Raw genomic sequence first — 22280 nt, 5'->3', positions numbered from 1 at the left:
GTTAAACATTTAACTAAATCGACAAAAAAGGAGAGATCGACATGAAGATTGCGCTAACGGGAGCGACGGGAAATCTGGGGAAGGGGGTTTTACGAAATCTTGTCCTTCGGCATGCGCCGGGGGATGTGATCGCGTGCGTTCGGAATCCGGATGCTGCCCCGGAGACATGGAGGGAATGGGGGGTGACGTGTAGGAAATGCGATTACGACGATCCGATGTCTATGGCGACGGCTTTTCGGGACGTCTCGAAGCTATTGTTAATCTCGTCTCCGCACCCCGACGATGATGTTCGCTACCGTCATCATGTCGCCGCAATCGAAGCAGCCAAAGAGGCCGGGGTGGAATGCCTTGTCTATACGAGTATCGCCCGTGCCGAACGGGGGCGGCTTCCGCTGCATCGACTTCATCTGGATACCGAACAAGCGCTCCGCGAATCCGGATTATCTTATGTTATTCTTCGCAACGCTTACTACATGGACATCGTGAAGTTTCTCGGCGTTCGCGAGGCGGCGACGAGCGGGGAGCTTTGGAGCCCCCCGGGCGATTGGGCGTTCAACACCGTGGCGAGGGATGATTTGGCTCTTGCAACCGCGACAGTTCTAACGGAGGAAGGTCACGAGGGCCGGACTTACGAACTGGTCGCATCGAAATTATGGACTTTGCGCGATCTTGCGGCGGCACTGACCGCCGCGACCGGCCGGCAAGTACGTTACCGGACGAATGCGGATATGAAGTCTCCCTTGTTCGATATGCTTGCGATGGCGGACATGAAGTTTACTTCTACCGATCTGGAGCGGTTGACGGGAGGGGCGCTCCGAACGGTCGCGGACGAAGTGCGGGATTTGTTCCGATAGGTATGTGCGCTATTTTCTAAGCAGCAGATATACGAAATACGGAGCGCCGATGAAGGCGACCATGATGCCCGCCGGGATGCCGTCGGGATCGACGATGTTCCGCCCGATCGTGTCGGCCAGCAGTAGCAGCCAACCGCCGAGCAGCACGGCGACGGGGACGTACATCTGGTGGCGCGGCCCGACGATCGCTTTGGCGATGTGGGGGGCCATCAGCCCAATGAAGGCGATGCCGCCGGTTACGGATACGGCGGACGCGGCCAAGGCAACCGCCGTGCCGAGCAGCACAAGGCGTTCGCGCAGGACGTTAACGCCCGCGCCGACGGCGACGGATTCGTGCAGGCTAAGCATATTCATCGTGTTGGCTTTGTATAGCGCGAATGGAATAAGCACGATAAGCCACGGCAGCAGGGCGACGACGAATGGCCAATCGGTGCCCCAGATGTTGCCGGCGAGCCATTTGGCGATAAAATCGACTTTGGCACGGTCTGCCGCGGATATAATGATAACCATCAGCCCGGACAGCGCGAGCGAGAAACCGACGCCGACAAGGACGAGTCGAGTCGGGTTCAGGCCTTCATTTTTGCTATAGGAGAACAGGTAGATCAAAGCGGCGGTCAGCATCGCTCCGCAGAATCCGACGAGCGGGAGCGAGTAGACGAACGAGCCTGGATCGATCGGGACGAACAGGAAAAACACGGCGATTGCGACGCCGGCGCCGGAGTTGATGCCGATGACGCCGGGGTCCGCCAAATCGTTTCTCGTGATACCTTGCAGGATAGAGCCGGATAACGCCAGCGCCATTCCGGCGAGTAAAGTAATCGCGATGCGCGGTAACCTAATATCGAAGAGGACGAAATGTTCCTTAAACGTCCCCCCTCCGAACAACGTCGGGAGAAGCCGGTCATAAGAGAGCGAAGCGTAGCCGAGCCCCATGCCGACGACGATCGTCAGCAAGGTGAGCAGCAACAGCGCGAGAACAGTCATCCTCTGCTTTCTGGCAAGTGAGCTGTGATTCATGATGTACCCTTCACTCCTTTACGCACGATCAATAGGAAGAAAGGCAATCCCATCATCGCAATGATCGCCACGACCGGCGTTTCGTAAGGTGCATTGATTGTGCGAGCAAGCGTGTCTGCCATGAGCATGAACACCGCTCCCCAGAGAGCCGACATCGGAACGATGGACCGGTAATCTGTACCGAACAAATACCGGACGATGTGGGGAACCATCAATCCGATAAAAGCCATATTCCCAACGAGTGCAACTGCAGCGCCCGCTAGCAAAATAACGAGTATGTTTAACGCGACTTTGACGTAAACTGTTCGCAGTCCAAGCCCGACAGCCGCTTCCTCGTTTAGGCTAAGGATGGTCAATTGCCTGGACAAGGCCACGGCGATGAGTACGCCGATCAGCACGATTGGAGCGATGGCCTGCACCTGGCTCCATGACGTGCCGATCAAACCGCCCGCAGTCCACATCGTTACGTCTTTCGACACTTTGAACAATAGGCCGGAACCGTCCGCGACGGCATAGAGTAAAGCCGATACAGCGGAGCCCGCCAGCACGAGCCGGAGCGGAGACAGTCCCCCCTTCTTGATGGCGCCGATGCCAAGCACGAGCAAGCTGCCGCAGGCCGCGCCGACGAAGCAGGCGATCATCGTGCCGAAATAGCCGGCCGTGGGGATCATAATAATCGTCAGGGCGAGAGCGGCATTGGCGCCAGCCGTCAAGCCGAGCAAGCCGGGATCGGCAAGCGGGTTGCGGGTGAGGCCCTGCATGATCGATCCGGCGACCGCAAGGGCCGAGCCGACGAGGATCGCAGCGACTTCGCGCGGGTAGCGAATCTCGCGAAGCATCGTTAATGTATCGTTTTTCTGCCCCGTGGTCAGAACGAGCCACACGTCTTTCATCGTGACATCCGCAGCGCCGAAGCTCATGGCGACGACGAACATAGCGACCAATGCAAGGGCGCTCGCGACCAGCTTCGCGGTATAGGTGTAGGGCGTTCGTTTCCTTATATTCATCGTATCAGTCCAGTCCTTGCATAAGAATAGAGGGAGGATTCATGGTCATCATGAACGCCTCCCGTTGAATGCTTTTAGCCAAGAAATTGCTTCTTAAAGGTTTCCAGCTGGAAATCCAGCGTCAGCGCATCGTTGAAATAAAATTCTTTCGCATTCACTTCGAAAACGTGACCCGCTTTCGCCGCAGGCGTATTTTTGTACGTGTCCGTTTTTTGGAACGAGTTATCCGCATCGGGGTTTTTGCTGAAAATAACGTAGTCGCCCATATAGTCGGCGACCACTTCGGCCGAGATCGCGTAGTAGCCGTCTTTGGTCGTCATTTCGGCTACTTTGGCCGGCATGGGAAGTCCCATCGCCTGGTACAAAATTTCCGTTCCGCGTCCCCAGTGATCGCCGAACACGTACAGCTGCTTGTCGAAGCTTTCGATGACGGACACCGTCTTGCCTTCGCCGATCTTCGCTTTGATGTCCTCGCCGATCTTAGCGGCGCGGCTCTTGAAGTCGTCGACCCAGGCCTGGGCTTCCTTTTCCTTATTTAACGCTTTACCGATCTCGAGATGCTGCGTCAAGTAGTCTACCTTGCCGTAGGTGTACACAACGGTTGGTGCGATCTCCTTCAGCTTTTCGATGTTCTTTACATTGTCGAGGCCGATGATCAGGTCGGGTTTCAGCTCGATAATTTTCTCGAGATTCTGGTCGGATACTTCTGCGACGTCTTTCAATTTTTCTTCGAAGCGAGGGTTCATCTTGGACCAGGAATCTACGCCGACGAGGTTGACGCCAAGCGACAAAACATCGCCGGCATAAGAGGAAAGGACGACGACGCGCTGCGGATCGGCAGGCACTTCAACAGGGCCGGTTTGCGATTCGTATGTAATGGTTTTGACTCCGCCGTCTGCGTTGTTGTTCTTGCTTCCGCAAGCGCCGAGCACGATAGCGAGCGAAAGAACCATGAGGATAGGGAATAAACGGGATCTCATAAAATAGTCTCCTTTGGATGCGCGTGAAAAGAGCAGATTTATGGCACATCTTTATTGATAATGATTATCATTGTCACAGTTATTCACTTTAAGCGTGTTTTGAATATTTGTCAACTGGTTTGGCTGCTGGCTGAAATTTCTGCGGAAATTTCGGTTGACAAATTCCGAGTGGAAATCTATGATTAATCCCAATTTTAATGGATGACCGGGGGGAGGCAATCATTCATGACACAGCAACACTCGCCGGATCTCTTGATTCGTAACGACCGTGAAGCCGCTATCGCCGGAAGAGCCGAGCGACTTGCCGCGTCATTCGCAAAGAGAGCGCCGCAGCACGATCGGGAGGGCAGTTTTCCTTTTGCTAACTTTGCGGAACTAAAGGAAGCCGGATATTTGAAGCTGACGATTCCTCTGGCATTCGGGGGAGAAGAAGCTTCGCTGTACGAGTTTGTGCTGTCCCAGGACCGACTGGCAAGGGGAGACGGCTCGACCGCTCTTGCCGTAGGCTGGCACCTCGGGCAATTAATGCAATTACGCTTGTCACGGTTATGGCCGGAGAAACTATTCGAGAAGCTGTGCGAGGAGGTCGTGAGTGAAGGGGCGCTGTTTAACCACTATGCGAGCGAGAGAGCGACGGGAAGTCCGACGCGCGGCGGCAAGCCGGAGACGAAAGCCGTTCGCGTCAACGGTGGATGGCTCTTAAGCGGTCGCAAAACATACAGCACGTTAAGTCCGATTGCCAGTGCATTTACCGTTTCCGCAACGCTAGAGGGTGAAGATGTCGTCGGCGAGTTTCTCGTACGTCGCAGCCCGGCCGTTACGGTCGAAGAGACGTGGGATACGCTCGGTATGCGGGCGACGGGCAGTCACGACTTGCTGCTCAACGAGGTATTCGTGCCCGATGAGGAGACGGTATTCGCAGGCGGAGCTCCTCGGAAGCCGAAGCAGCCGGACGAAGCGGGCGCATTGCTACACGTTCCCGCTTGTTACATCGGTATCGCTTACGCCGCTCGGGATTTCGCAATTGACTTCGCGCGCAATCATAAGCCGAACTCTATCGGCAAACCGATTGCGGAGCTCCCTCATATTGAACGGCAGATTGGCGAAATGGAAGCGAAGCTGATTGCGGCGAGAGGTTATTTGTACTTCGTGGCGGACCGCTGGGACCGTTCGCCGGATCAACGCGAAGCGCTGAAGCCGGAGCTCGGACTGGCGAAGCACATCGCCACGAACGGAGCGATCGATGTAGTGGATCGGGCGATGCGAATCGTCGGTGGCGCGGGTCTCGCCAAGAGCTTGCCTCTAGAACGGATGTACCGGGACGTCAGAGCGGGTTTGCACAACCCGCCGATGGATGACGCGGTCATCCAGACATTGGCGCTCCGCGCGCTACAAGGGGAATGAGCAAACCGCACCCCGCAACGCGCTGCGGGCGATATAGGGGTAATGAGCACCCTGCAATACGCAACGCGCTACATGGCTAACTTAGTGTACAGACGGCATCTAATTTCGGCGTTAAGCCGACTTAAGGCGGATGAGTTGTAAAAAAGTCATTTGTTTCAGCGAGTATTGTCTTGAAACCGACAAAGTAGCAAAAACAAATGCCATTTGCGCAACTAGTCAGCGGAATCCCGGAGAAACGCCTTGAAGCAGATGCCCTTTCTACAGTCCCGTGGCGGTGTGCTACGTGCGGCTATTCGCTCTGTTCGGATTCGGACGGCATCGTCAGCTTCGGAAAAAATCAAAAGCGGCCTAAATGGTGGATGAAGGTCAGTCGGCTTCCGGAGCGATTCCGGTACGATCGGACAGGAGAACGACGCGCCATTCGGACACCCGTCTCGCACCTTCGAGAAGGACGATCAAGCCAGCCAGTGAGACAAACACGGATGCGGGCATAGCCCACAGGTTATTTTGCGGAACGAAGAACGGAATGATGGATACGGCGAGAATCGGCGGAGCTTTCCATTTGAATCTCTGAATGAGCCAGATGACGAGCAACGTATCGATGAGCAAGCCCGCAACTCCGGGAAGCATAGCATGCAATGCCGTACCGATAGTGGATGCGATCGTCGCGCCGAGCAGCACGCGGCCGGTTTCCTTGAATTCGAATTTTCTCGATGCGAGAAGGAAGCTGAACGCCCCTAACGTCGGATAGAATAAGGCGTGAAATTCAGGAAATTGTTCCGAGACCCAATATACGAGTACGATATAGAGACTGATCAGCACAAGCTTCGAATTCATTTTCTGCGATTCCTACCTTAACCGATATGAATTAATTCCAATAGCTAGTTTAGTGAACCGAACCATGTACTTGTGCGTACTGCCGCGTCGTGCGACAATTCGGTTAAAGAGGATTCTTTTCTGGAATAGGCGGGGAACGGAATGAAGCTGGAGCGTTTAATATCCATGATTTACATGCTGCTGAATAACGAAGTCGTATCGGCTTCCGAGCTCGCGGACAAATACAAAGTGTCCCAACGGACGATCTATCGCGATATCGACGCGATCTGCGCGGCGGGTATTCCGATCGTGTCCTATCAAGGGGTGCACGGCGGTTACGGCATCGTCGAAGAATATAAAATGGACAGAAGCTTGCTCGGTTCCTACGACGTCGGTTCACTGATTACTGTTCTCCAGGGCATGTCTTCCGTGTTCCGGGATGATAAGGCGATGGAGACGGTCCGAAAGCTGCAGACGATTCAGCAGGGAGGCGGCATGCCGAGCCTGTCGCTCGATATCGAGAACAGGCGGTTGAACAACAAGGAGCTTCGTTCTATACGTTCCGCGATTACAACGAAGCATATCGTTCGATTTGACTATATCGATGCGAAAAACGAACGTACGAGCAGGAAGGTCGAGCCGGCTAGCCTGATGTACAAAAACCAAAGCTGGTACGTCTACGGCTTCTGTCTCGCGAGACAGGATTACCGGGAGTTCAAGCTGTCGAGGATCGTCGAGTTGACAGTTCTTCCGGAAACGTTCAGCCGCTTCCACGAAGTTCGCCCGGCGGACGAAAGACCGGATTGGCTCTCTCGCGACAAGCCGGCGATAGTGGTCGTGCACATCGCGCCGAATTCTCTGGCTAAAGCTCTCGACGTGTTTATGGGCGCGGACAAAACTTTTAACGACGACGGATCCCTAACTTTGACGCTGGACATCGGCAACGCAAGCAACCCGGAATGGCTCTTTTCGCTTGTCCTCGGTTTCGGAGACCGCGCTGTCATCGTCGAGCCGCCCGAGCTGCGGGAGATGTTTGAGGCGAAGCTGAGAAGCATGCTGGATCGATACGCGGCCCTGCGCAAGTAACGGCTGGGCGACGGGGGGCTGCTGATTTAGTCTCCTTCGGGACTAATTTGCAGCGGAGCGTCGGCGTCCGCGGGGAGTTACTTGCTTAAGCGCTTATGCCAACTAATTCGCTGCCTGACGCCGCTCACCGTTCGGAGCTACTCGCTCAAGTGCGAACTCACTCGCCGCCTGGAGTCGCTCCCCGCGCGGATTTACTCGCTCATGCTTACTAATTCGCCGCCTGAAGTCGCTCCCCGCGCGGATTTACTCGCTCATGCGAACTAAATCGCCGCCTGAAGTCGCTCTCCGCACGGATTTACTCGCTCATGCTTACTAACTCGTTGCCTGATGCCGCACACCGCAAGAAGTTACTCGCTCATGCGAACTAAATCGCTCCTTAAAGCAAAAGGAAGCAACCCGCCTTTTCGCAGGTTGCTTCCCATAAACGCACTTTGCCGGGCATCGCCCGTATCACCACGCATTCCACTTTCGCCATCTCAGAGGCATCTCACGCCCGGCTCGGTACAATTCGGTACAAGCCTGGCGCTTCAGCTGCCTCCAAGCTCCAGCCGTGCGACAACACACCTTCCAAACGGTTGCGTTGTGCGTCGGACAGTGGCGCCGTCGCATACTCGTTGCCTTCGTCGAGCGATAGTTCGGCGGTTACGCCGAGCGCGACGAGAATCCAACTGCGGATGCCGCGGATCGTGTTGTATTTGATCTGGTAGCCATTCTTGACCGCCGATTCGTAAATCTCAGGCTCTTGACGGGCGAAAGAAGCCAGCGCCTCGTAATCGAATTCGAAGTCGCTTTCGTCCTTTGGCAGATTGTCCCCGGCGGGAACGCGACGCAGCAGTTCCTCGTCTGACCACCCGAGCGATCGCAACGACTCCAGCAGCAAAGCCTCCCATTGCGACAATTTCACTTTCGTATCGTTAACCGATGTCATATTCGTCCACCCCTTCTCCTTTTATTCTGCAATAGCTGCATAATGTCCAGGCGACACTTCCCGCAACGGAACCGAATCCCAAGCCGGATGGTCGTCACCCGACCAGACGATCCGCTCGGCTGTAGCGCGAGGGTCCGGCACCGGTATGGCCGACAGCAGCGCTTGCGTGTAAGGGTGCAGCGGATTGTCGTATAGTTCATCGCTGTCTGCTACTTCCACGAGGCGTCCTTTGTACATCACGCCGATCCGATCGGAAATGTGCCTTACCATCGACAGGTCGTGGGCAATGAACAAATAAGTGAGTCCGAACTCGGATTGCAAATCTTCGAGCATGTTGACGACTTGAGCTTGCACGGATACGTCCAGCGCCGAGATCGGCTCATCGCAGACGACGAATTCCGGCCGTACGGCCAGCGCCCTCGCGATGGAAATCCGCTGCCGCTGCCCGCCGCTGAATTCGTGAGGGTAACGATACAGATGCTCTCGCTTCAAGCCGACTCTGTCGAGCAGTGCTGCGATCGCGTCTTCTCGTTCGACGCCAGGCAGCATGCCGTGAATGTTCATCGGTTCGCCGATCAATTCCAGCACGTTCATACCCGGATTCAAAGAGGAATACGGGTCCTGGAAAATCGATTGAATCCGCCTGCGGAATGGCTTTAACTGCTTCTCCCCAAGCGTTGAAATCGGCTGCCCGTCAAAAAGCACTTCTCCGGCCGTATAATCGTAAAGCCGCAACAAGCAACGTCCGACGGTCGATTTGCCGCTACCGGATTCCCCGACAAGTCCGAACGTCTCGCCCCGCCGAATCTGGAAGCTGACACCGTCGACGGCTTTCAGCACGCCGGTTGTCCGTCCCCATATATCTTTACTTTTGACAAAATGCTTTTTCAAATCTTTCACGTCCACAAGCACGTTCGTTTCGCGAATATCGCTCATTGCACGGCCTCCTTATGGACGACATCGCCGCTGTGGTCCGGTACCGGCGCATGATCGTCTTCCGCCAGCCAGCACAGCGAACGGTGTCCAGGTCCGATCTGGAACATCGGAGGCAGCTTCGCGCATTTATCCATCGCATGGGGGCAACGCGCCATGAACGGGCAACCCGGCGGCGGATCGAGCAAGTCCGGAGGAGTGCCCTCGATAGCTACGAGGCGTTCCCGGCTGCCGCCCCCGCGTTTCGGCACGGATCGTAACAAGCCTTGCGTGTACGGATGTTGGGCGCGGTAGAAGATGTCCTCCACCGTGCCTTCCTCCATGATCATCCCGCCGTACATGACGATGACTCGTGTGCATACTTGGGCGACGACGCCGAGGTCGTGGGTGATAAGAGCGACAGCGGTGTCCGGGTTGTTTTTTAATTGTTTGAAAAGCTCAAGAATTTGCGCCTGAATCGTCACATCCAGCGCTGTGGTCGGTTCGTCTGCAATGAGCAGCTCCGGGTTGCAGCTGAGCGCCATCGCGATCATGACGCGCTGCCGCATCCCGCCGCTGAATTCGTGCGGGTATTGGCGAACGCGCCGCTCCGGTTCCGAGATGCCGACTTCGCGCAACAAGCGAATCGCTTCCGCGAGCGCTTCGTCCGCTTTAAGGCCGCGATGACGGCGAATGACTTCCGTCATCTGGTCGCCGACCCGTTTGACCGGATTGAGGGATGTCATCGGGTCCTGGAACACCATTGCAATCCGGTTGCCCCGTATTTTGCGCAAAGCTTTTTCCGGCATGTCGGTCAGCCGTTCGCCTCGAAACGAGACGCTGCCGGAGACGATCTCCCCGGGCGGCTGAACAATGGAGAGTATTGCTTTGGCGGTGACGCTCTTGCCGCTTCCGGATTCGCCGACGATGCCGACGGTTTCTCCCGCATCGATGTGGAAGGTGACGCCGCGAACCGCTTGGTTGTCCCCGTGCCGCGTACGGAACGAGACGCGCAAGTCGTCGACGGTGAGTAGACGTTCTGTCATGATGTATCGCTCCTTCGCTTACTTGCGGCCAAGCTTCGGTTCGAAGCCGACGCGAAGTATATCGCCGAGAATATTGAAGCTGAGCACGGTCAGCAAAATAAGCAAGCCTGGGAAAACCGCGAGAGACGGCGATTGGATCACGTAGCTCTGCGCGTTGTTCAGCATGCTGCCCCACGTCGCATTCGGCGGCTGAACGCCGAAGCCGAGGAAGCTCAGCGAAGATTCCATCAGAATGGCGAATGCGATGTTGTTCGTCGCGCCGACGATGATGACGGGGACGAGATTCGGCAAAATGTGTTTGGCGATAATGCCGAAGGAATTTTGCCCGGACGCACGTGCGTACAGGACGTATTCGCGCGTCTTGAGCGATAAAGTCTCCGCGCGGACGATCCGCGCGATGTTCATCCACATCAGCAGGGCAATGATGACAATAATATTGCCGACACTTGGGCTCAGGAACACGCTGAGCAGCAGCATGACAAGGAACGAGGGGATCGATTGGAACACCTCGAGCAAACGCATTAGCAAGTTGTCGATCCAGCCGCCAAAATATCCGCTGACGAGGCCGATGACAGTACCCAGGCCGGTCGTCAGAATCATGGATGCGAAACCGACCATCAGCGACACCCGGCCGCCGTACAACGCCCGCGTGAAGTAATCGCGCCCGTAATCGTCGGTGCCGAACCAATGGCTCGCGCTCGGAGGCAGCAGCTTGGCGGTGACGTCCAGCTTGTTCGGATCCATCGGGGACAAGAACGCCAGCGTTGATGCGATCGTGAGCAGAACGAGAATACAAACGGCGATGATGCCGAATACGTTGGAGAAAAGTTCGCTTCTTACGCTGTGCCATCTGTTGCGATTCATGACGTCACCTCTCCCGATTTGATTCTAGGGTCGGCGATGCCGTATAGGATGTCCGCCAAGAGATTGCCGAGAATGAGCAGCAGTGCGGACATGAGCGTAATGCCCATAATGACGGGGTAGTCCATGCCCCGAACGGCGGTCATGCCGAGGGAGCCGATGCCCGGCCAGGAAAATACGGTTTCCGTGACAAGCGCGCCCGTAACAAGTTCGCCCATCGACAGCCCGAGCAGCGTAATAATCGGAAGTAGCACGTGTTTCATAACATGGCGGAACAAGACGGTCGATTTCTTGGAGCCGAAAGCGTATTGGATTTGCACATATTCCTCTTTCAGTTGCCCGATTGTTCCGGACCGGATGTAGCGCAAATAGCCGGCGAGGAAGCCGAACGTCAACACGGTGCAGGGCAAGATTCCGTGCTTGATGACGTCTCCCGCCGAGTTTTTGCCGATTGTCCGCATGCCCATGCTCGGCAGCCAGTGCAGCTTGATCGCGAAATAATAAATCAACAGAATCGCCAGCCAGAAAAGCGGTATGGAGATGCCGATATACGCGACCAGGTTGATCAGTTTGTCCAACCAGCGGTTCCGGTTCGCGCCCGCGATCAAACCAAGCGGAATCGCGAGCAGCACTGCGAGGGCAATCGAGATGCCCATGAGGCCGGCCGTGGCGGGGAGTCGGTCGACAATTTGGTCCAATACGGGCTGATGGTTCACGAGCGAATATCCGAGGTTGCCGGACAGGCACTCCTGAAGCCAGCGCCAGTATTGAACGTATGCCGGCTGGTCCAGCCCGAGGTTATGGCGAATGCGTTCGATATCTTCCGCGTGCATGTTCGGCGTTATGAAGCTGAGCACCGGATCGCCTGGCGCAAGCTTGATCAGACCGAAGCAGACGATGGAGACGAAGAACAACAACGGAATCGCCTGCAGTAGTCTCTTGATGATGAGTTGTCTCATAAGATGCGTTCTCCCGTTCCCGCTAAGTGTTTAATTGTGCAAAAAAATAAGCTGAGCTTTCCAGCTTATTTTTTCACGGGTCGGAGCATTATTTCAAGTAAAGTTTGGACACGTCTTCGAATATAACGACCGGCTTCAGTACCGCTTCTTCCAAGCCGCCGAAGCGCTTGTCGATGGCGACGATCGTTTTCGTATATGCTGCAGGGTAGACGGCAGCGTCGTCGGCGATCAGATTTTGCAGCTCGGTATAAGCTTGGCCGCGTTTCGTCGCATCCGCTTCGCCGGCGCCTTTCTCGAACAATTCGTCGACTTTAGGGTTGCTGTAATGCGTGTAGTTGGAACCGCCGTTCGTCTGGTACAACGAGCGGTATGCGTCCGGGTCGTAACCCATAATGTAGCCCGCGTAAGCGAGCTCGAAATCTTTGGCATTCGGATCGGTGAATTTCTGACCGTAAGCGGAAGCGTCCATGTTCTTCAATTCAACGGTTACGCCGATGTCTTTCAGTTTCTGCTGCACGTACAGCGAAGCAGCTTCTTGCGCTTTGTTGCCGCTGGAGACGATAAAGCGCAGTTTCAAGTTGCTGAAGCCGGCGTCGGCAAGCAATTTTTTCGCTTTCTCAGCGTCGTTGTCGAAGGACGGCACGTCGTTCGTGTGGAACAGACCGTCCGGCGTGACGAACGATTTAGCCGGATCTGCATAATCCGCGGAGCTATATACGGCTTGGATCAACTCTTCGCGATTCAGGGCGTAGGACAATGCTTGGCGAACTTCTTTCTTTTTCAAGGCGCCGGTGTCGCTGTTCTCGTTAAAGAGCAGGTAAGCCAGGCGGCCTTCGCTGTATGGCTGAATGTCGAAGTTGTTCGTTCCTTGAATCGTTGGTACGTCTTGCGGGTCTAGATATTTGACGTTGATCTCGCCGTTCTGTAGCGCAAGGTTCGCTGCGTTCGTGTCTTTGGCGATACGGTACGTGATCGAGTCAAGGTGAGGCTTGCCCGCGAAGTAATCGTCGAAACGCTCGAGCGTTACATATTCGCCAGTTTTGTATTCCTTGAATTTGAAAGCGCCGGAGCCGATCGGAGCGGCGTTTTTCGTGCTTTTCTCAATATCGGTTTCGTTCTCGAAAATGTGCTTCGGAATCGGCGTCAATTGCACGAGCGTTGCTTCGAAAGCAGGACTCACTTGCGGCAGTTTGAAATCGACCGTCGTATCGTCGACTTTCACGACTTGCACCGGCTTGCCGTTAAAAACGAGGCTTTCGCGGAAGAAGCTGTTTTGTTTTTCGTCGAGAATTTTCTCGAACGTGAACACGACGTCGTCCGCGGTGAGCGGTTGGCCGTCATGCCATTTCAGGCCGCTCTTAAGCTTCAGCGTATAGGTCAAGTTGTCGGCGGAAGGCGTCAGGCTGTCTGCCAAGTAGAACGTCTTCTTGCCGTTGTTGACTTGGAAAAGGGGTGCATAAAGCGCTTGATCAATCGTCAAGCTGACACGGTCGCCCGCATAGTTCGGGTTCAATATGACAGGGTCGGCGCCGACGGCGATAATCAGGTTGCCGCCCTCTTTCGCAGTGCCGCCGCTGGCAGCAGGCGAAGAAGCCGGAGCGGAGCTGGCGCCGCCATTGTTCGAGTTGTTGTTGGAGCAAGCGCTGACCATCAAAGCCAGCAAAATTAGAGCGACGATTCCATAGGTGTGTTTACGCATGTGTTTCTCATCCTCCACGATTAATTGTCTCTATTACTTTGTTTAATTCCTGAATTGTACATCGGATTACTAGGAATTGCAATGCCCACCTTAAAAATAATTCGTTTGCTTACTTTTTGCCTAAATGTGGCTTGATATACTGAGCGTGCGGCGTGAAAAATTAAGTTTACAACATTGACTTGCCTCGTTCAAGGCCTTATACGGCTGGCTGCAGTCCTGCTTTCAGGGCAAATCGCTTACGAATAGAGATAGGCTGAACACAGCAGACTGCATGACCACAGCACGGGTCATGAAAAGTAGAAGATGAGCCTATAGTCGAGAAATCATACACAGTCAGCCGAACGGATAACGCAACGCAGATGTTTGGATGAATAATCATACAATCGAGCAAACTGCGGCACCACGCGCCCCGCCTTGTACGAAATTTCGTACAAACGCCCGCTGACGGACTACCTCGCGCCCCGCCTTGTACGAAATTTCATACAAACGCCCGCTGACTGACTACCTCGAGCCCGGCTTTATACGAAATTTCGTACAAACGCCCACTGACGGACTACCTCTCGCCCCGTCTGCACGAAATTTCGTACAAACGCCCGCTGACGGACTACCTCGAGCCCGGCTTTATACGAAATTTCGTACAAACGTCCGCTGACGGACTACCTCGAGCCCGGCTTTATACGAAATTTCGTACAAACGTCCGCTGACGGACTGCCTCGCGCCCTGCCTTGTACGAAATTTCGTACAAATGTCCGCTGGCGGACTACCTCGCGCCCCGCCTTGTACGAAATTTCGTACAAACGTCCGCTGACGGACTACCTCGCGAATGTTTGGATGAAAATCATACACAATCGAGCTAATCAGCATGCGACACTGCCCGAGAAAGCAAAGTTTTTCGTAAGCGAATGCCTGGCCCTGCTGTTGCTAGTGAGGAACCGTTTTTAAGAAGCAAACAACCTTGAGCCGTCGAATAGTTGTCCGAAAAGCAACTGCAGCCCTGCGAAGGGAGTGCGAAACGTCGAATAGCCGCAGAAATTGCATTCATTTAACGACCGGCAGACGAAATCTTTTAAAAAGATTTGTATAATAGTAGACAACCTCAATAGGATTATTTGGCATAAGGGAAGGGGCTTTTGTCATTATGACTTACAAAATTGCTTTTTTCGATCTCGATGGCACGCTGCTGGACGAGGAGAAAACGATTCCGGAAGACACGATCCAAGCGATCCGACAATTGAAGTCCAGCGGCATCGAACCGGTCATCGCGACAGGGCGGGCGCCTTACTTTTTTCAACCCATCGCAGAGAAGCTGGGTATCGACTCTTGGGTTAGCCTGAACGGCGCCTATGTGGTGTACAAGGGCGAAGAAGTGTATCAACGAACGATTCCGCTAACCGACCTGGAGAAGCTTGTTGCCCTGTCCGAAGAGCTTGGACATCCGCTCGTTTTCGAAGGGAAGGCGAACTTCTACGCGAATCGGGAGGAACATGCTCACGTATTCGATGCGGTCGCATCGCTTAAAGTCAAGCAGCCGGACGTTGATGCCGACTTCTGGAGAACCGGGGAAGTCTATCAGGTGTTCCTCCATTGTGAAAGTCATGAGGAGCATGCGTATCCGGGAGGACTGCCGAATCTTCGTTTCGTTCGATGGCACACGAAGGCGATGGACGTACTGACTTCGACGGGCTCGAAGGCGGAAGGAATCGACGTGTTGTTATCAGCGCTCGGAATAAAGAAAGAGGAGGCAGTCGCGTTCGGAGACGGCCTCAACGACAAGGAGATGCTGCAACTGGTCGGGCTCGGCATCGCCATGGGCAATTCGCATGAGGAGCTGCTTCCTTTCGCGGATCACGTCACCACTCGCGTCGATGAAGGCGGAATTCGCAACGGGCTGGCGTACGCAGGTTTGCTTTAAATCTTTTCGCCCAGAATTCGGCTGTCGCGTTTTTACAATACATGTCCCATCGTCGGCCCTATAATGGTTAAAAGATGTTAATAGACGAAGTGGAGGGTGTTTGATGAAACCGGATTTGAAGTATGTCGTGTATATCGGCGGAACGCCGGAAGACGTATGGAACGTATTTTTGAAGCCGGAGGCGACGAAGGCGATTTTCTTCGGATGTGAACTGCGTACGACATTCGAAGTAGGAGCTCCGTACCAATACGTCGGTCCTGGCACTGACGGGGAAGAGACGGTACACGTTTACGGGGAAGTATTGGCCTACGAACCTAATAAATTGATGAGCTTCACTGAGCATGCTGGTCCTTCTTACCGGGCTAATCACGCGGAGTTTCAGACAAGAATGACGTTGACGTTCGAGACGGTCGGCAAATGCACGAAGCTGACGCTTGTGAATGACCAATGGCCGGACGACCATCCTTCCTACGAGTCGACACAGGAAAGCTGGCCGATGATTCTCAGCAGTATCAAATCGTACGTCGAGACGGGCAAGACGCTCGACTTTGGCTGGTAAGTTGAATATGCAATGACCGGACATTTTCCTTTGAGGAAAGTCGTCCGGTCTTTTTCTTATCGCAGCACTCCGTGATAAATTTTTCATTGACGACATCTATACATTTGTGCAGAAATTTGTAAACTATAGAGAGGTGTTTTATAGCTGATTCGTCCCCAGAAAAGAGTGGTCCATTTGGCAAGTCCATCCGCAACCGCATCAGTATCCATATCTTCATCCGATTCCTCAGCCCGACAAGCGAACGTCACCGGCAAAATCCAATATTTGGACGTATATCGGGCCTTCGCTATTCTCGCCGTCATTCTCATTCATGCAACCGCTTATGCAATCGGCACGCTGCCGCAGGACGATCCTTGGTATCCGGCGTATTTAATTGTAAACGCGGCTTCTTATTTTGCCGTACCGTCGTTCTTATTTCTAAGCGCGCTCGTGCATTTCTATAATTACGACGGCCGCTCCGGCATCCATTGGGGAACTTACTACAGAAAACGGTTGTTGTCGATCGTGCTTCCCTATGTCGCGTGGTCGATTTTTTATTACTTGTTTGTATCCCGTATACAGGGCGTTTCGCCGATGGACCGGATTCCGGATTTTTTCGAAGGATTGCTATACGGTAATAACTATCCGCACTTGTATTTCATCGCGATTATGATCCAGTTTTTCATCGTTTTCCCGCTGTTTCTTGCGCTGGTACGCCTGCGATGGGTCAGAGCTAATTTGATATGGATCGGGATTGCGCTGCAGATCGCGTTCTATCTCAGTAATTATTATGTGTTCCATATGACACGCACCGGCGTCTTTATCGGTTCGTACATGTTGTACTTGTTCTTGGGCGCTTACGCGGGTATTCGGCTCAAGTCGGGCAAGTCGATTTCTGTCCCCGGGCGGAAAATAGTGCTGTCGTCCGCGCTTCTGCTCGGCGTTGCCTACGTCGGTCAAGTCGCCATGCTGAAGTATGAGCCGAGTTATCTGGAGCAGCCTTACCGCTCTTGGGTCAATTTTGCGCTGACTTATGGCTACTGCTCGCTGTGCTGCTTTGCATTGATCTGTGTCTCTATGTGGGTTCACGGCCGAGGAGGCCTACTTACGAAGGCGCTGACGAGCATCGGCGTCGCATCGTTCGGCATTTACTTTTTCCATCCGTTCGTGCTGTATTTGTGGAGGGACAAAGTGATGCAGAACTTCCCGTCTTATTTCGAATTGCTTCTGTGGGCCAGTGCCGTAGTGGCTCTTGTCGCATCCTGGTTGTTCGTGGCGATGGTCAAAAAATCTCGGATGGCGAGTATTGTTCTCGTAGGCGAGAGATAACAAAAATACGAGGGATTGTCTCCGACTCGCCAGCGCGAACGAGGCAGTCCCTTATTCGCCGAATGGAACCTCTTATCCCGGTATGATAGAATGTGGAAAAGGACGCAGAGGGAGAGCGCTCATGGTCTTATTAAAATTTGCAAAAGAGTGGATCGGAACGATTGCGATTGCGTTTGTTCTTTCGATGATTATCGGTATCTTTGTCATTCAGCCGTACAAAGTGGATGGACACTCGATGGACCCTACATTGCGCGATGGGCAACGGTTGTTCGTCTCCAAGCTGTCGCACACGTTCTCTTATTATCCGAATTACGGCGACATTGTCATTATCGACAGTCGGGTAGACCGGAATCGGTCCTTCATGGACGATGTGAAAGACAATCCGATTTTTCAACTTTTCCATAACACGACGGATCGCGTGTTTTATGTGAAGCGGGTCATTGGTAAGCCGGGCGACGTGCTGGAGCTGAGAGACCATGAGGTGTACCGGAACGGAGAGAAACTCGACGAGCCCTATATACAGGAAGCGATGGAATTAAGTACGGAAGAGAGCTGGACTGTGCCGGACGGACATATTTTCGTGATGGGAGATAACCGCAATCACAGTGAGGACAGCCGGGCGATCGGATTTATTCCGCTTGATCACGTGATAGGCAAGAAAGTGATGTAGGCGGCGCCGAGCGTTCGGTCAGCAGACAATAAACCGCGGTTCTTCCATGCGAAGGGCAGGTATGAAAGGGGGGACAAGCCATGTGCAGGAACATTAAAACGTTGTTTAATTTCGAACCGCCGGCCACTTCCAATGAAGTTCGGGCGGCTTCTCTGCAATTTGTCAGGAAGCTGTCGGGTTTTAACGCACCTTCCAAGACGAACGAGGCCGCGTTTATGTTGGCCGTGGAAGAAGTAACGGCGGCCGCGCAGAAGCTGCTGGATTCTCTCGTGACCCAGGCGCCTTCCAAAAATCGCGAGATTGAAGCTCAGCGGGCCCGGGTGAGATCTATCAAACGGTTCGGCGAGAAGAAGTAAACTTGAACCTAGAAAAGGCCGAAGGGTGATCCGTCGTAACCGGCGTATTGACAGCGCCTGCACGACCGGGGAGGCCGACTCGCGCAGGCGCGCTGCCGCTAATCGATGGTCAGTTCCAGCACGATAGGGCAGTGATCGCTCCCAAGGATGTCGCAATCCGCTTCCGCAACTGTGATAAGCGGGGCGAGTCGCTCCGAAGCGATAAAATAATCGATGCGCCACCCGACGTTCTTGGCGCGTACTCCCGGCATGTTCGACCACCATGTGTACACGTCCGTACGATCCGGGTGCATAAACCGGAACGTATCGATGAAACCGGCTTCGAGCAACGTCGTCATTTTACCGCGTTCCTCGTCGGTGAAGCCGGAGTTGCCGCGGTTGGATTTGGCGTTCTTGATGTCGATCTCCTGATGAGCGACGTTCAGATCGCCGCAGGCGAGAACAGGCTTCTGCTTGTCCAGCGAAACCAAATAATCGCGGAAGCGATCCTCCCACTCTACCCGGTAGTCGAGCCGGGATAAATCTCTTTTCGCGTTGGGTGTGTATACGGTGACGAGAAAAAATTTCTCGAACTCCAGCGTGATGATGCGTCCCTCGGGCTCCTCATTTTCCTCAATGCCGTAGCGAACCGAGAGTGGCTTCATTTTCGTGAATGCGGCCGTGCCGGAGTAGCCTTTCTTGATTGCGTAATTCCAATAGGTTTCGTACTCGTCGCCGAGATCGAGTTCGATTTGCCCTTCTTGCAGCTTCGTCTCCTGAACGCAGAAGATATCGGCACCGACTGCACGGAAGTAATCGCCGAACCCTTTGTTCGCAACAGACCTTAAACCGTTGACGTTCCATGAAACGAGTTTCATCGCGTCTATCTCCTTGTTCTTCTTCTAAATTCCTCTAGTCAAGTGTATCATAATCAAGCTGCGAATCCAGCCGGAACGATGGCAGAGAATTAACATTGCGAAGGTGCCTCAGTCGCGCTATGCTAGGAATATCTTTCATGACTGACGATAGGAACAGATGACGATGACGATAGGTTTCTTCGATTCGGGAATCGGCGGTTTGACGGTGTTGGATGAAGCGCTGCGCAGGTTGCCCGATCAGGATTATTTATATATGGCGGATACGCTTCACGTGCCTTACGGTTCGAAAACGGAAGAGCAAGTGAGAGAGTACGTGCTGGAAGCCGTCGAGACGATGATCGGCGAAGGTATCGAGGCGCTTGTCGTGGCGTGCAATACGGCGACTAGCATTGCGGTCGGCGATCTGCGCGAACGGTATTCATTGCCGATCATCGGCATGGAGCCCGCCGTGAAACCGGCCGTTGAAATGAACCGGGCGACGGGCAAACGCGTACTCGTCTTCGCTACGGCGCTGACGCTGAGCATGCCCAAATATTATGCGCTTGTCCACCGCGTCGACGAGGGCGGTATCGTCGATTCGTTGCCGCTGCCCGAGCTTGTGCCGTATTGCGAGGCACTGCAGTTCGACCGAAAGATCATCGGCGATTATTTCCGCGAGAAGCTGGCCGGTTACGATCTGGATGCTTACGGGATCGTCGTTCTGGGGTGCACGCACTATCCTTTTTACACGAATGTGCTGCGTGAAGTGCTGCCTCCGCATATCGAGATCGTGAACGGCCATGCCGGAACGATCAGAAGACTGTCTTCCCTGCTTAATCGGTACGGCGTGGCGGCAGGGCGGGGAAGCGGCAACGTTCGTCTGATGTGCACAGGAAACCAGCCGGAATACATCGATAAAATGCGTACGGCGCTCGAGTTGCTGCGAACGGATGCGTTGTAAGTAGTTGGTGGAGATGCTGGCGCTGTCGGAGCTGTTAGCTTTCGCGCAGCGCTATTTTTGGTTTCGGTGGGTGCCGAACGACTGGAGCTGTGGGAGCGTAGTTGTGCAAAAAGATAACTGCAGGTGGGCGGGGAGCCCAGTGGATGGGTCGCAGTTGTGCTAGAGGCAACTACAAGCCCGACCGAGGCGTTCGGCATCGACGACTTGCTTGCAAAATAAAATAAACGGGACGGACGAGGTGCCGAAGCACCCCAGCCGTCCCGTTTTGTTAGATGACGTTCGGCACGTCCACGCTAGGATCGATGTCGGCTTCATAGTCGACGCCGTCGGTCTCGAAGCCGAACAGTTGGAAAAACTCGCGGCGGTAGCCTTCCAGGTCGCTCAACTCGTAAATATTGTCGCTTGTGAGCGCATCCCAGATGCGGGCGACCTCTTGCTGTACGTCGTCCCGGAGCTCCCAGTCGTCGATCCGGATGCGGCTTTCGCTGTCGACCGGCACTTTGCCGTCCGCGCGGTACAGCCGATCGGAGAAGAGGCGGTACGTCTGCTCGATGCAGCCTTCGTGGATGCCTTTTTCCTTCATCACTTTGTACAGGGCGGAAATATAGAGCGGCACGACCGGAATCGCCGAACTCGATTGGGTGACGAGCGCTTTGCTGACCGTGACGAATGCGCGGCCGCCGGTGGCGCCGAGCTCTTCGTTCAGCTTGCGGGCCGTCGCTTCGAGATGGTCCTTTGCTTGACCGATGGAGCCATCGCGATAGATTGCCTGCGTAATCGTGGAACCGATGTAAGAGTAAGAGATCGTTGTCGCATTGTCGGCGAGCACGCCGCCCTCCCGGAGCGCGTCGATCCATAGCTGCCAGTCGTCGCCGCCCATAACGTCTACGGTTTGACGGACTTCATCTTCCGTCGCCGGCTCGAGCGTAATGTCGGAGATCACGCCGTCGTGGAAGTTAACCGTTTTGTTTGTATACGGCTTGCCGATCGGTTTAAGCACCGAATTGGACGTCTCGCCCGTTATCGGATTCGTGCGGCGCGCGGAAGCGACGCTGTAGACGACGAAGTCTACTTGGCCCAGTTCCTTGCGGATCAGTTCGATCGCTTTCTGTTTTGTCTCGGCAGTGAAAGCATCGCCGGTGACGCTATAAGAGCGAAGGCCGGCTTCTTGAGCGGCTTTCTCGAAAGCGGCGGAATTATACCAGCCCGCAGATGCGGTCCGTCCGCCGGAGCGCTCGCCCTGGCGGTAGATGCCGACAGTAGCTGCTCCCGCGCCGAAAGCTGCGACAATCCGTGCTGCAAGGCCGTACCCGGCCGAAGAGCCGATGACGAGCACTTTGCTCGGGCCGCCGACGATCGGCGGGTTCGATTTGACGTAGTCGATCTGTTCCTGCACTTGTTTGGCGCAGCCTTCCGGGTGCGCGGTCGTGCAAATAAAGCCGCGTGTTCTCGGTTTGATGATCATCTTCTTCAATTTCCCTTTCTGAGCTGGAAAGCTGTTGTGTGATGGTCGTCCGGTTGCAGACAATATGTCTATCATACAGATTTTTCGTTAAAACGGAAACCGTCCGGGTGAACGCTCCCAGGCAACTCCTTACGAATACGTGCATTCCCAAGTTAATATGATAGCAGGCAGAATGAGACGGTCGATTATTGGTTTACACAAACTACGGCGCACCATGGGAATTTTGAGCTGGAAATTAGTTCGACGAAACCTACTTGCAGCCTCGCAAACTCCGCCATTCTCGTCTGTAGTTCGGCCAAACCCACTTGCAGCCTCGCAAACTCCGCCATTTTCGTCAGTAGTCCGACGAGACCCACTTGCAGCCTCACAAACTCCGCCATTCTCGTCAGTAGTTCGGCTAAACCCACTTGCAGCCTCGCAAACTCCGCCATTCTCGTCTGTAGTCCGGCCAAACCCACTTGCAGCCTCGCAAACTCCGCCATTCTCGTCTGTAGTTCGGCCAAACCTACTTGGAGCCTCGCAAACTCCGCCATTTTCGTCAGTAGTCCGACCAAACCCACTTGCAGCCTCGCAAACTCCGCCATTCTCGTCTGTAGTTCGGCCAAACCCACTTGTAGCCCTCATATCGCTTCCCATCTATTTTC

At 54.4% G+C, this 22280-nt stretch carries 22 protein-coding genes; 9 read left to right on the top strand and 13 right to left on the bottom strand.

Annotated features, from left to right (window positions below; genetic code table 11):
* Window positions 1–41 precede the first annotated feature (41 nt).
* Window positions 42–854 (top strand): NmrA family NAD(P)-binding protein, encoded by an 813-nt coding sequence (locus ACFPOF_RS07540; RefSeq protein ID WP_378131173.1) that lies wholly within the window; start codon window positions 42–44, stop codon window positions 852–854.
* A 9-nt stretch (window positions 855–863) separates the two neighbouring features.
* Here the strand turns inward: ACFPOF_RS07540 and ACFPOF_RS07535 are convergent, their stop codons facing one another.
* From ACFPOF_RS07535 to ACFPOF_RS07525, 3 genes are all read right to left on the bottom strand, one after another.
* The gene (locus tag ACFPOF_RS07535) at window positions 864–1871 is read right to left on the bottom strand and encodes a FecCD family ABC transporter permease (RefSeq protein WP_378131171.1); all 1008 of its coding nucleotides are present in this window, start codon (window positions 1869–1871) and stop codon (window positions 864–866) included.
* Window positions 1868–2878, bottom strand: a complete 1011-nt coding sequence (locus ACFPOF_RS07530) for a FecCD family ABC transporter permease (RefSeq protein WP_378131169.1) — start codon at window positions 2876–2878, stop codon at window positions 1868–1870. Before ACFPOF_RS07530 ends, ACFPOF_RS07535 begins: the two co-directional genes overlap by 4 nt.
* Before the next feature lie 74 nt (window positions 2879–2952).
* The gene (locus ACFPOF_RS07525; RefSeq protein WP_378131167.1) at window positions 2953–3858 is read right to left on the bottom strand and encodes an iron-hydroxamate ABC transporter substrate-binding protein; all 906 of its coding nucleotides are present in this window, start codon (window positions 3856–3858) and stop codon (window positions 2953–2955) included.
* A gap of 225 nt (window positions 3859–4083) precedes the next feature.
* Here ACFPOF_RS07525 and ACFPOF_RS07520 point away from each other — a divergent pair, with 225 nt between their 5' ends.
* On the top strand, window positions 4084–5262 hold the full coding sequence (locus tag ACFPOF_RS07520) for an acyl-CoA dehydrogenase family protein (protein WP_378131166.1): 1179 nt from the start codon (window positions 4084–4086) through the stop codon (window positions 5260–5262).
* A gap of 366 nt (window positions 5263–5628) precedes the next feature.
* Here the strand turns inward: ACFPOF_RS07520 and ACFPOF_RS07515 are convergent, their stop codons facing one another.
* Window positions 5629–6099, bottom strand: coding sequence for a hypothetical protein (locus ACFPOF_RS07515; protein ID WP_378131164.1), 471 nt, complete (start codon window positions 6097–6099; stop codon window positions 5629–5631).
* A 141-nt stretch (window positions 6100–6240) separates the two neighbouring features.
* Between ACFPOF_RS07515 and ACFPOF_RS07510 the strand changes: the two genes are divergently transcribed.
* Entirely contained in the window at window positions 6241–7164 is a 924-nt protein-coding gene (locus ACFPOF_RS07510) for a helix-turn-helix transcriptional regulator (RefSeq protein WP_378131162.1), read from the top strand.
* A 487-nt stretch (window positions 7165–7651) separates the two neighbouring features.
* Here ACFPOF_RS07510 and ACFPOF_RS07505 read toward each other — a convergent pair whose 3' ends face one another.
* The 6 genes from ACFPOF_RS07505 to ACFPOF_RS07480 all read right to left on the bottom strand — a co-directional run bounded on the left by ACFPOF_RS07505 (window position 7652) and on the right by ACFPOF_RS07480 (window position 13569).
* The gene (locus tag ACFPOF_RS07505; RefSeq protein ID WP_378131160.1) at window positions 7652–8092 is read right to left on the bottom strand and encodes a hypothetical protein; all 441 of its coding nucleotides are present in this window, start codon (window positions 8090–8092) and stop codon (window positions 7652–7654) included.
* 21 nt (window positions 8093–8113) lie between these two features.
* Window positions 8114–9028: an ABC transporter ATP-binding protein gene (locus ACFPOF_RS07500; RefSeq protein ID WP_378131158.1), complete on the bottom strand. Its 915-nt coding sequence runs from the start codon at window positions 9026–9028 to the stop codon at window positions 8114–8116.
* A complete protein-coding gene (locus ACFPOF_RS07495; RefSeq protein WP_378131156.1) occupies window positions 9025–10050 on the bottom strand; it encodes an ABC transporter ATP-binding protein in 1026 nt (341 codons plus the stop codon). The genes ACFPOF_RS07500 and ACFPOF_RS07495 overlap by 4 nt, the downstream gene beginning before the upstream one ends.
* Before the next feature lie 18 nt (window positions 10051–10068).
* On the bottom strand, window positions 10069–10914 hold the full coding sequence (locus tag ACFPOF_RS07490; RefSeq protein WP_378131154.1) for an ABC transporter permease: 846 nt from the start codon (window positions 10912–10914) through the stop codon (window positions 10069–10071).
* Complete coding sequence (locus ACFPOF_RS07485; RefSeq protein WP_378131152.1) at window positions 10911–11870, bottom strand: ABC transporter permease; 960 nt, start codon at window positions 11868–11870, stop codon at window positions 10911–10913. The genes ACFPOF_RS07490 and ACFPOF_RS07485 overlap by 4 nt, the downstream gene beginning before the upstream one ends.
* 88 nt (window positions 11871–11958) lie before the next feature.
* On the bottom strand, window positions 11959–13569 hold the full coding sequence (locus ACFPOF_RS07480; RefSeq protein ID WP_378131150.1) for an ABC transporter substrate-binding protein: 1611 nt from the start codon (window positions 13567–13569) through the stop codon (window positions 11959–11961).
* A 1138-nt stretch (window positions 13570–14707) separates the two neighbouring features.
* On the opposite strand from ACFPOF_RS07480, the gene ACFPOF_RS07475 reads away from it, so the two are divergent.
* The 5 genes from ACFPOF_RS07475 to ACFPOF_RS07455 all read left to right on the top strand — a co-directional run bounded on the left by ACFPOF_RS07475 (window position 14708) and on the right by ACFPOF_RS07455 (window position 18374).
* Complete coding sequence (locus tag ACFPOF_RS07475) at window positions 14708–15481, top strand: Cof-type HAD-IIB family hydrolase (protein ID WP_378131148.1); 774 nt, start codon at window positions 14708–14710, stop codon at window positions 15479–15481.
* Window positions 15482–15584: 103 nt separating this feature from the next.
* A complete protein-coding gene (locus tag ACFPOF_RS07470; protein ID WP_378131146.1) occupies window positions 15585–16040 on the top strand; it encodes an SRPBCC domain-containing protein in 456 nt (151 codons plus the stop codon).
* Window positions 16041–16214: 174 nt separating this feature from the next.
* Window positions 16215–17348, top strand: a complete 1134-nt coding sequence (locus ACFPOF_RS07465; RefSeq protein WP_378131144.1) for an acyltransferase — start codon at window positions 16215–16217, stop codon at window positions 17346–17348.
* Between the two features lie 121 nt (window positions 17349–17469).
* Window positions 17470–18018, top strand: coding sequence for a signal peptidase I (lepB, locus tag ACFPOF_RS07460; RefSeq protein ID WP_378131142.1), 549 nt, complete (start codon window positions 17470–17472; stop codon window positions 18016–18018).
* Window positions 18019–18098: 80 nt separating this feature from the next.
* Window positions 18099–18374 (top strand): DUF2277 domain-containing protein, encoded by a 276-nt coding sequence (locus tag ACFPOF_RS07455; protein ID WP_378131140.1) that lies wholly within the window; start codon window positions 18099–18101, stop codon window positions 18372–18374.
* Between the two features lie 98 nt (window positions 18375–18472).
* On the opposite strand, the gene ACFPOF_RS07450 is transcribed toward ACFPOF_RS07455, so the two are convergent.
* Window positions 18473–19231 carry an exodeoxyribonuclease III gene (locus ACFPOF_RS07450; protein ID WP_378131138.1) on the bottom strand — a complete coding sequence of 253 codons (759 nt, stop codon included), beginning with the start codon at window positions 19229–19231 and terminating at the stop codon, window positions 18473–18475.
* 163 nt (window positions 19232–19394) lie between these two features.
* Between ACFPOF_RS07450 and murI the strand changes: the two genes are divergently transcribed.
* Window positions 19395–20171: a glutamate racemase gene (murI, locus tag ACFPOF_RS07445; protein WP_378131136.1), complete on the top strand. Its 777-nt coding sequence runs from the start codon at window positions 19395–19397 to the stop codon at window positions 20169–20171.
* Window positions 20172–20439: 268 nt separating this feature from the next.
* On the opposite strand, the gene fabV is transcribed toward murI, so the two are convergent.
* Together fabV and ACFPOF_RS07435 are read right to left on the bottom strand one after the other, a co-directional pair.
* Complete coding sequence (fabV, locus tag ACFPOF_RS07440) at window positions 20440–21636, bottom strand: enoyl-ACP reductase FabV (RefSeq protein ID WP_378131134.1); 1197 nt, start codon at window positions 21634–21636, stop codon at window positions 20440–20442.
* Window positions 21637–21821: 185 nt separating this feature from the next.
* Complete coding sequence (locus ACFPOF_RS07435) at window positions 21822–22247, bottom strand: hypothetical protein (RefSeq protein ID WP_378131132.1); 426 nt, start codon at window positions 22245–22247, stop codon at window positions 21822–21824.
* Between the last annotated feature and the right edge of the window lie 33 nt (window positions 22248–22280).

It is taken from the genome of Cohnella soli (genome assembly GCF_042655525.1).
GTDB lineage: Bacteria > Bacillota > Bacilli > Paenibacillales > Paenibacillaceae > Cohnella > Cohnella soli.
Note: the sequence above shows the minus strand (reverse complement) of the source record. Positions and strands in the feature narration are given on the sequence as shown.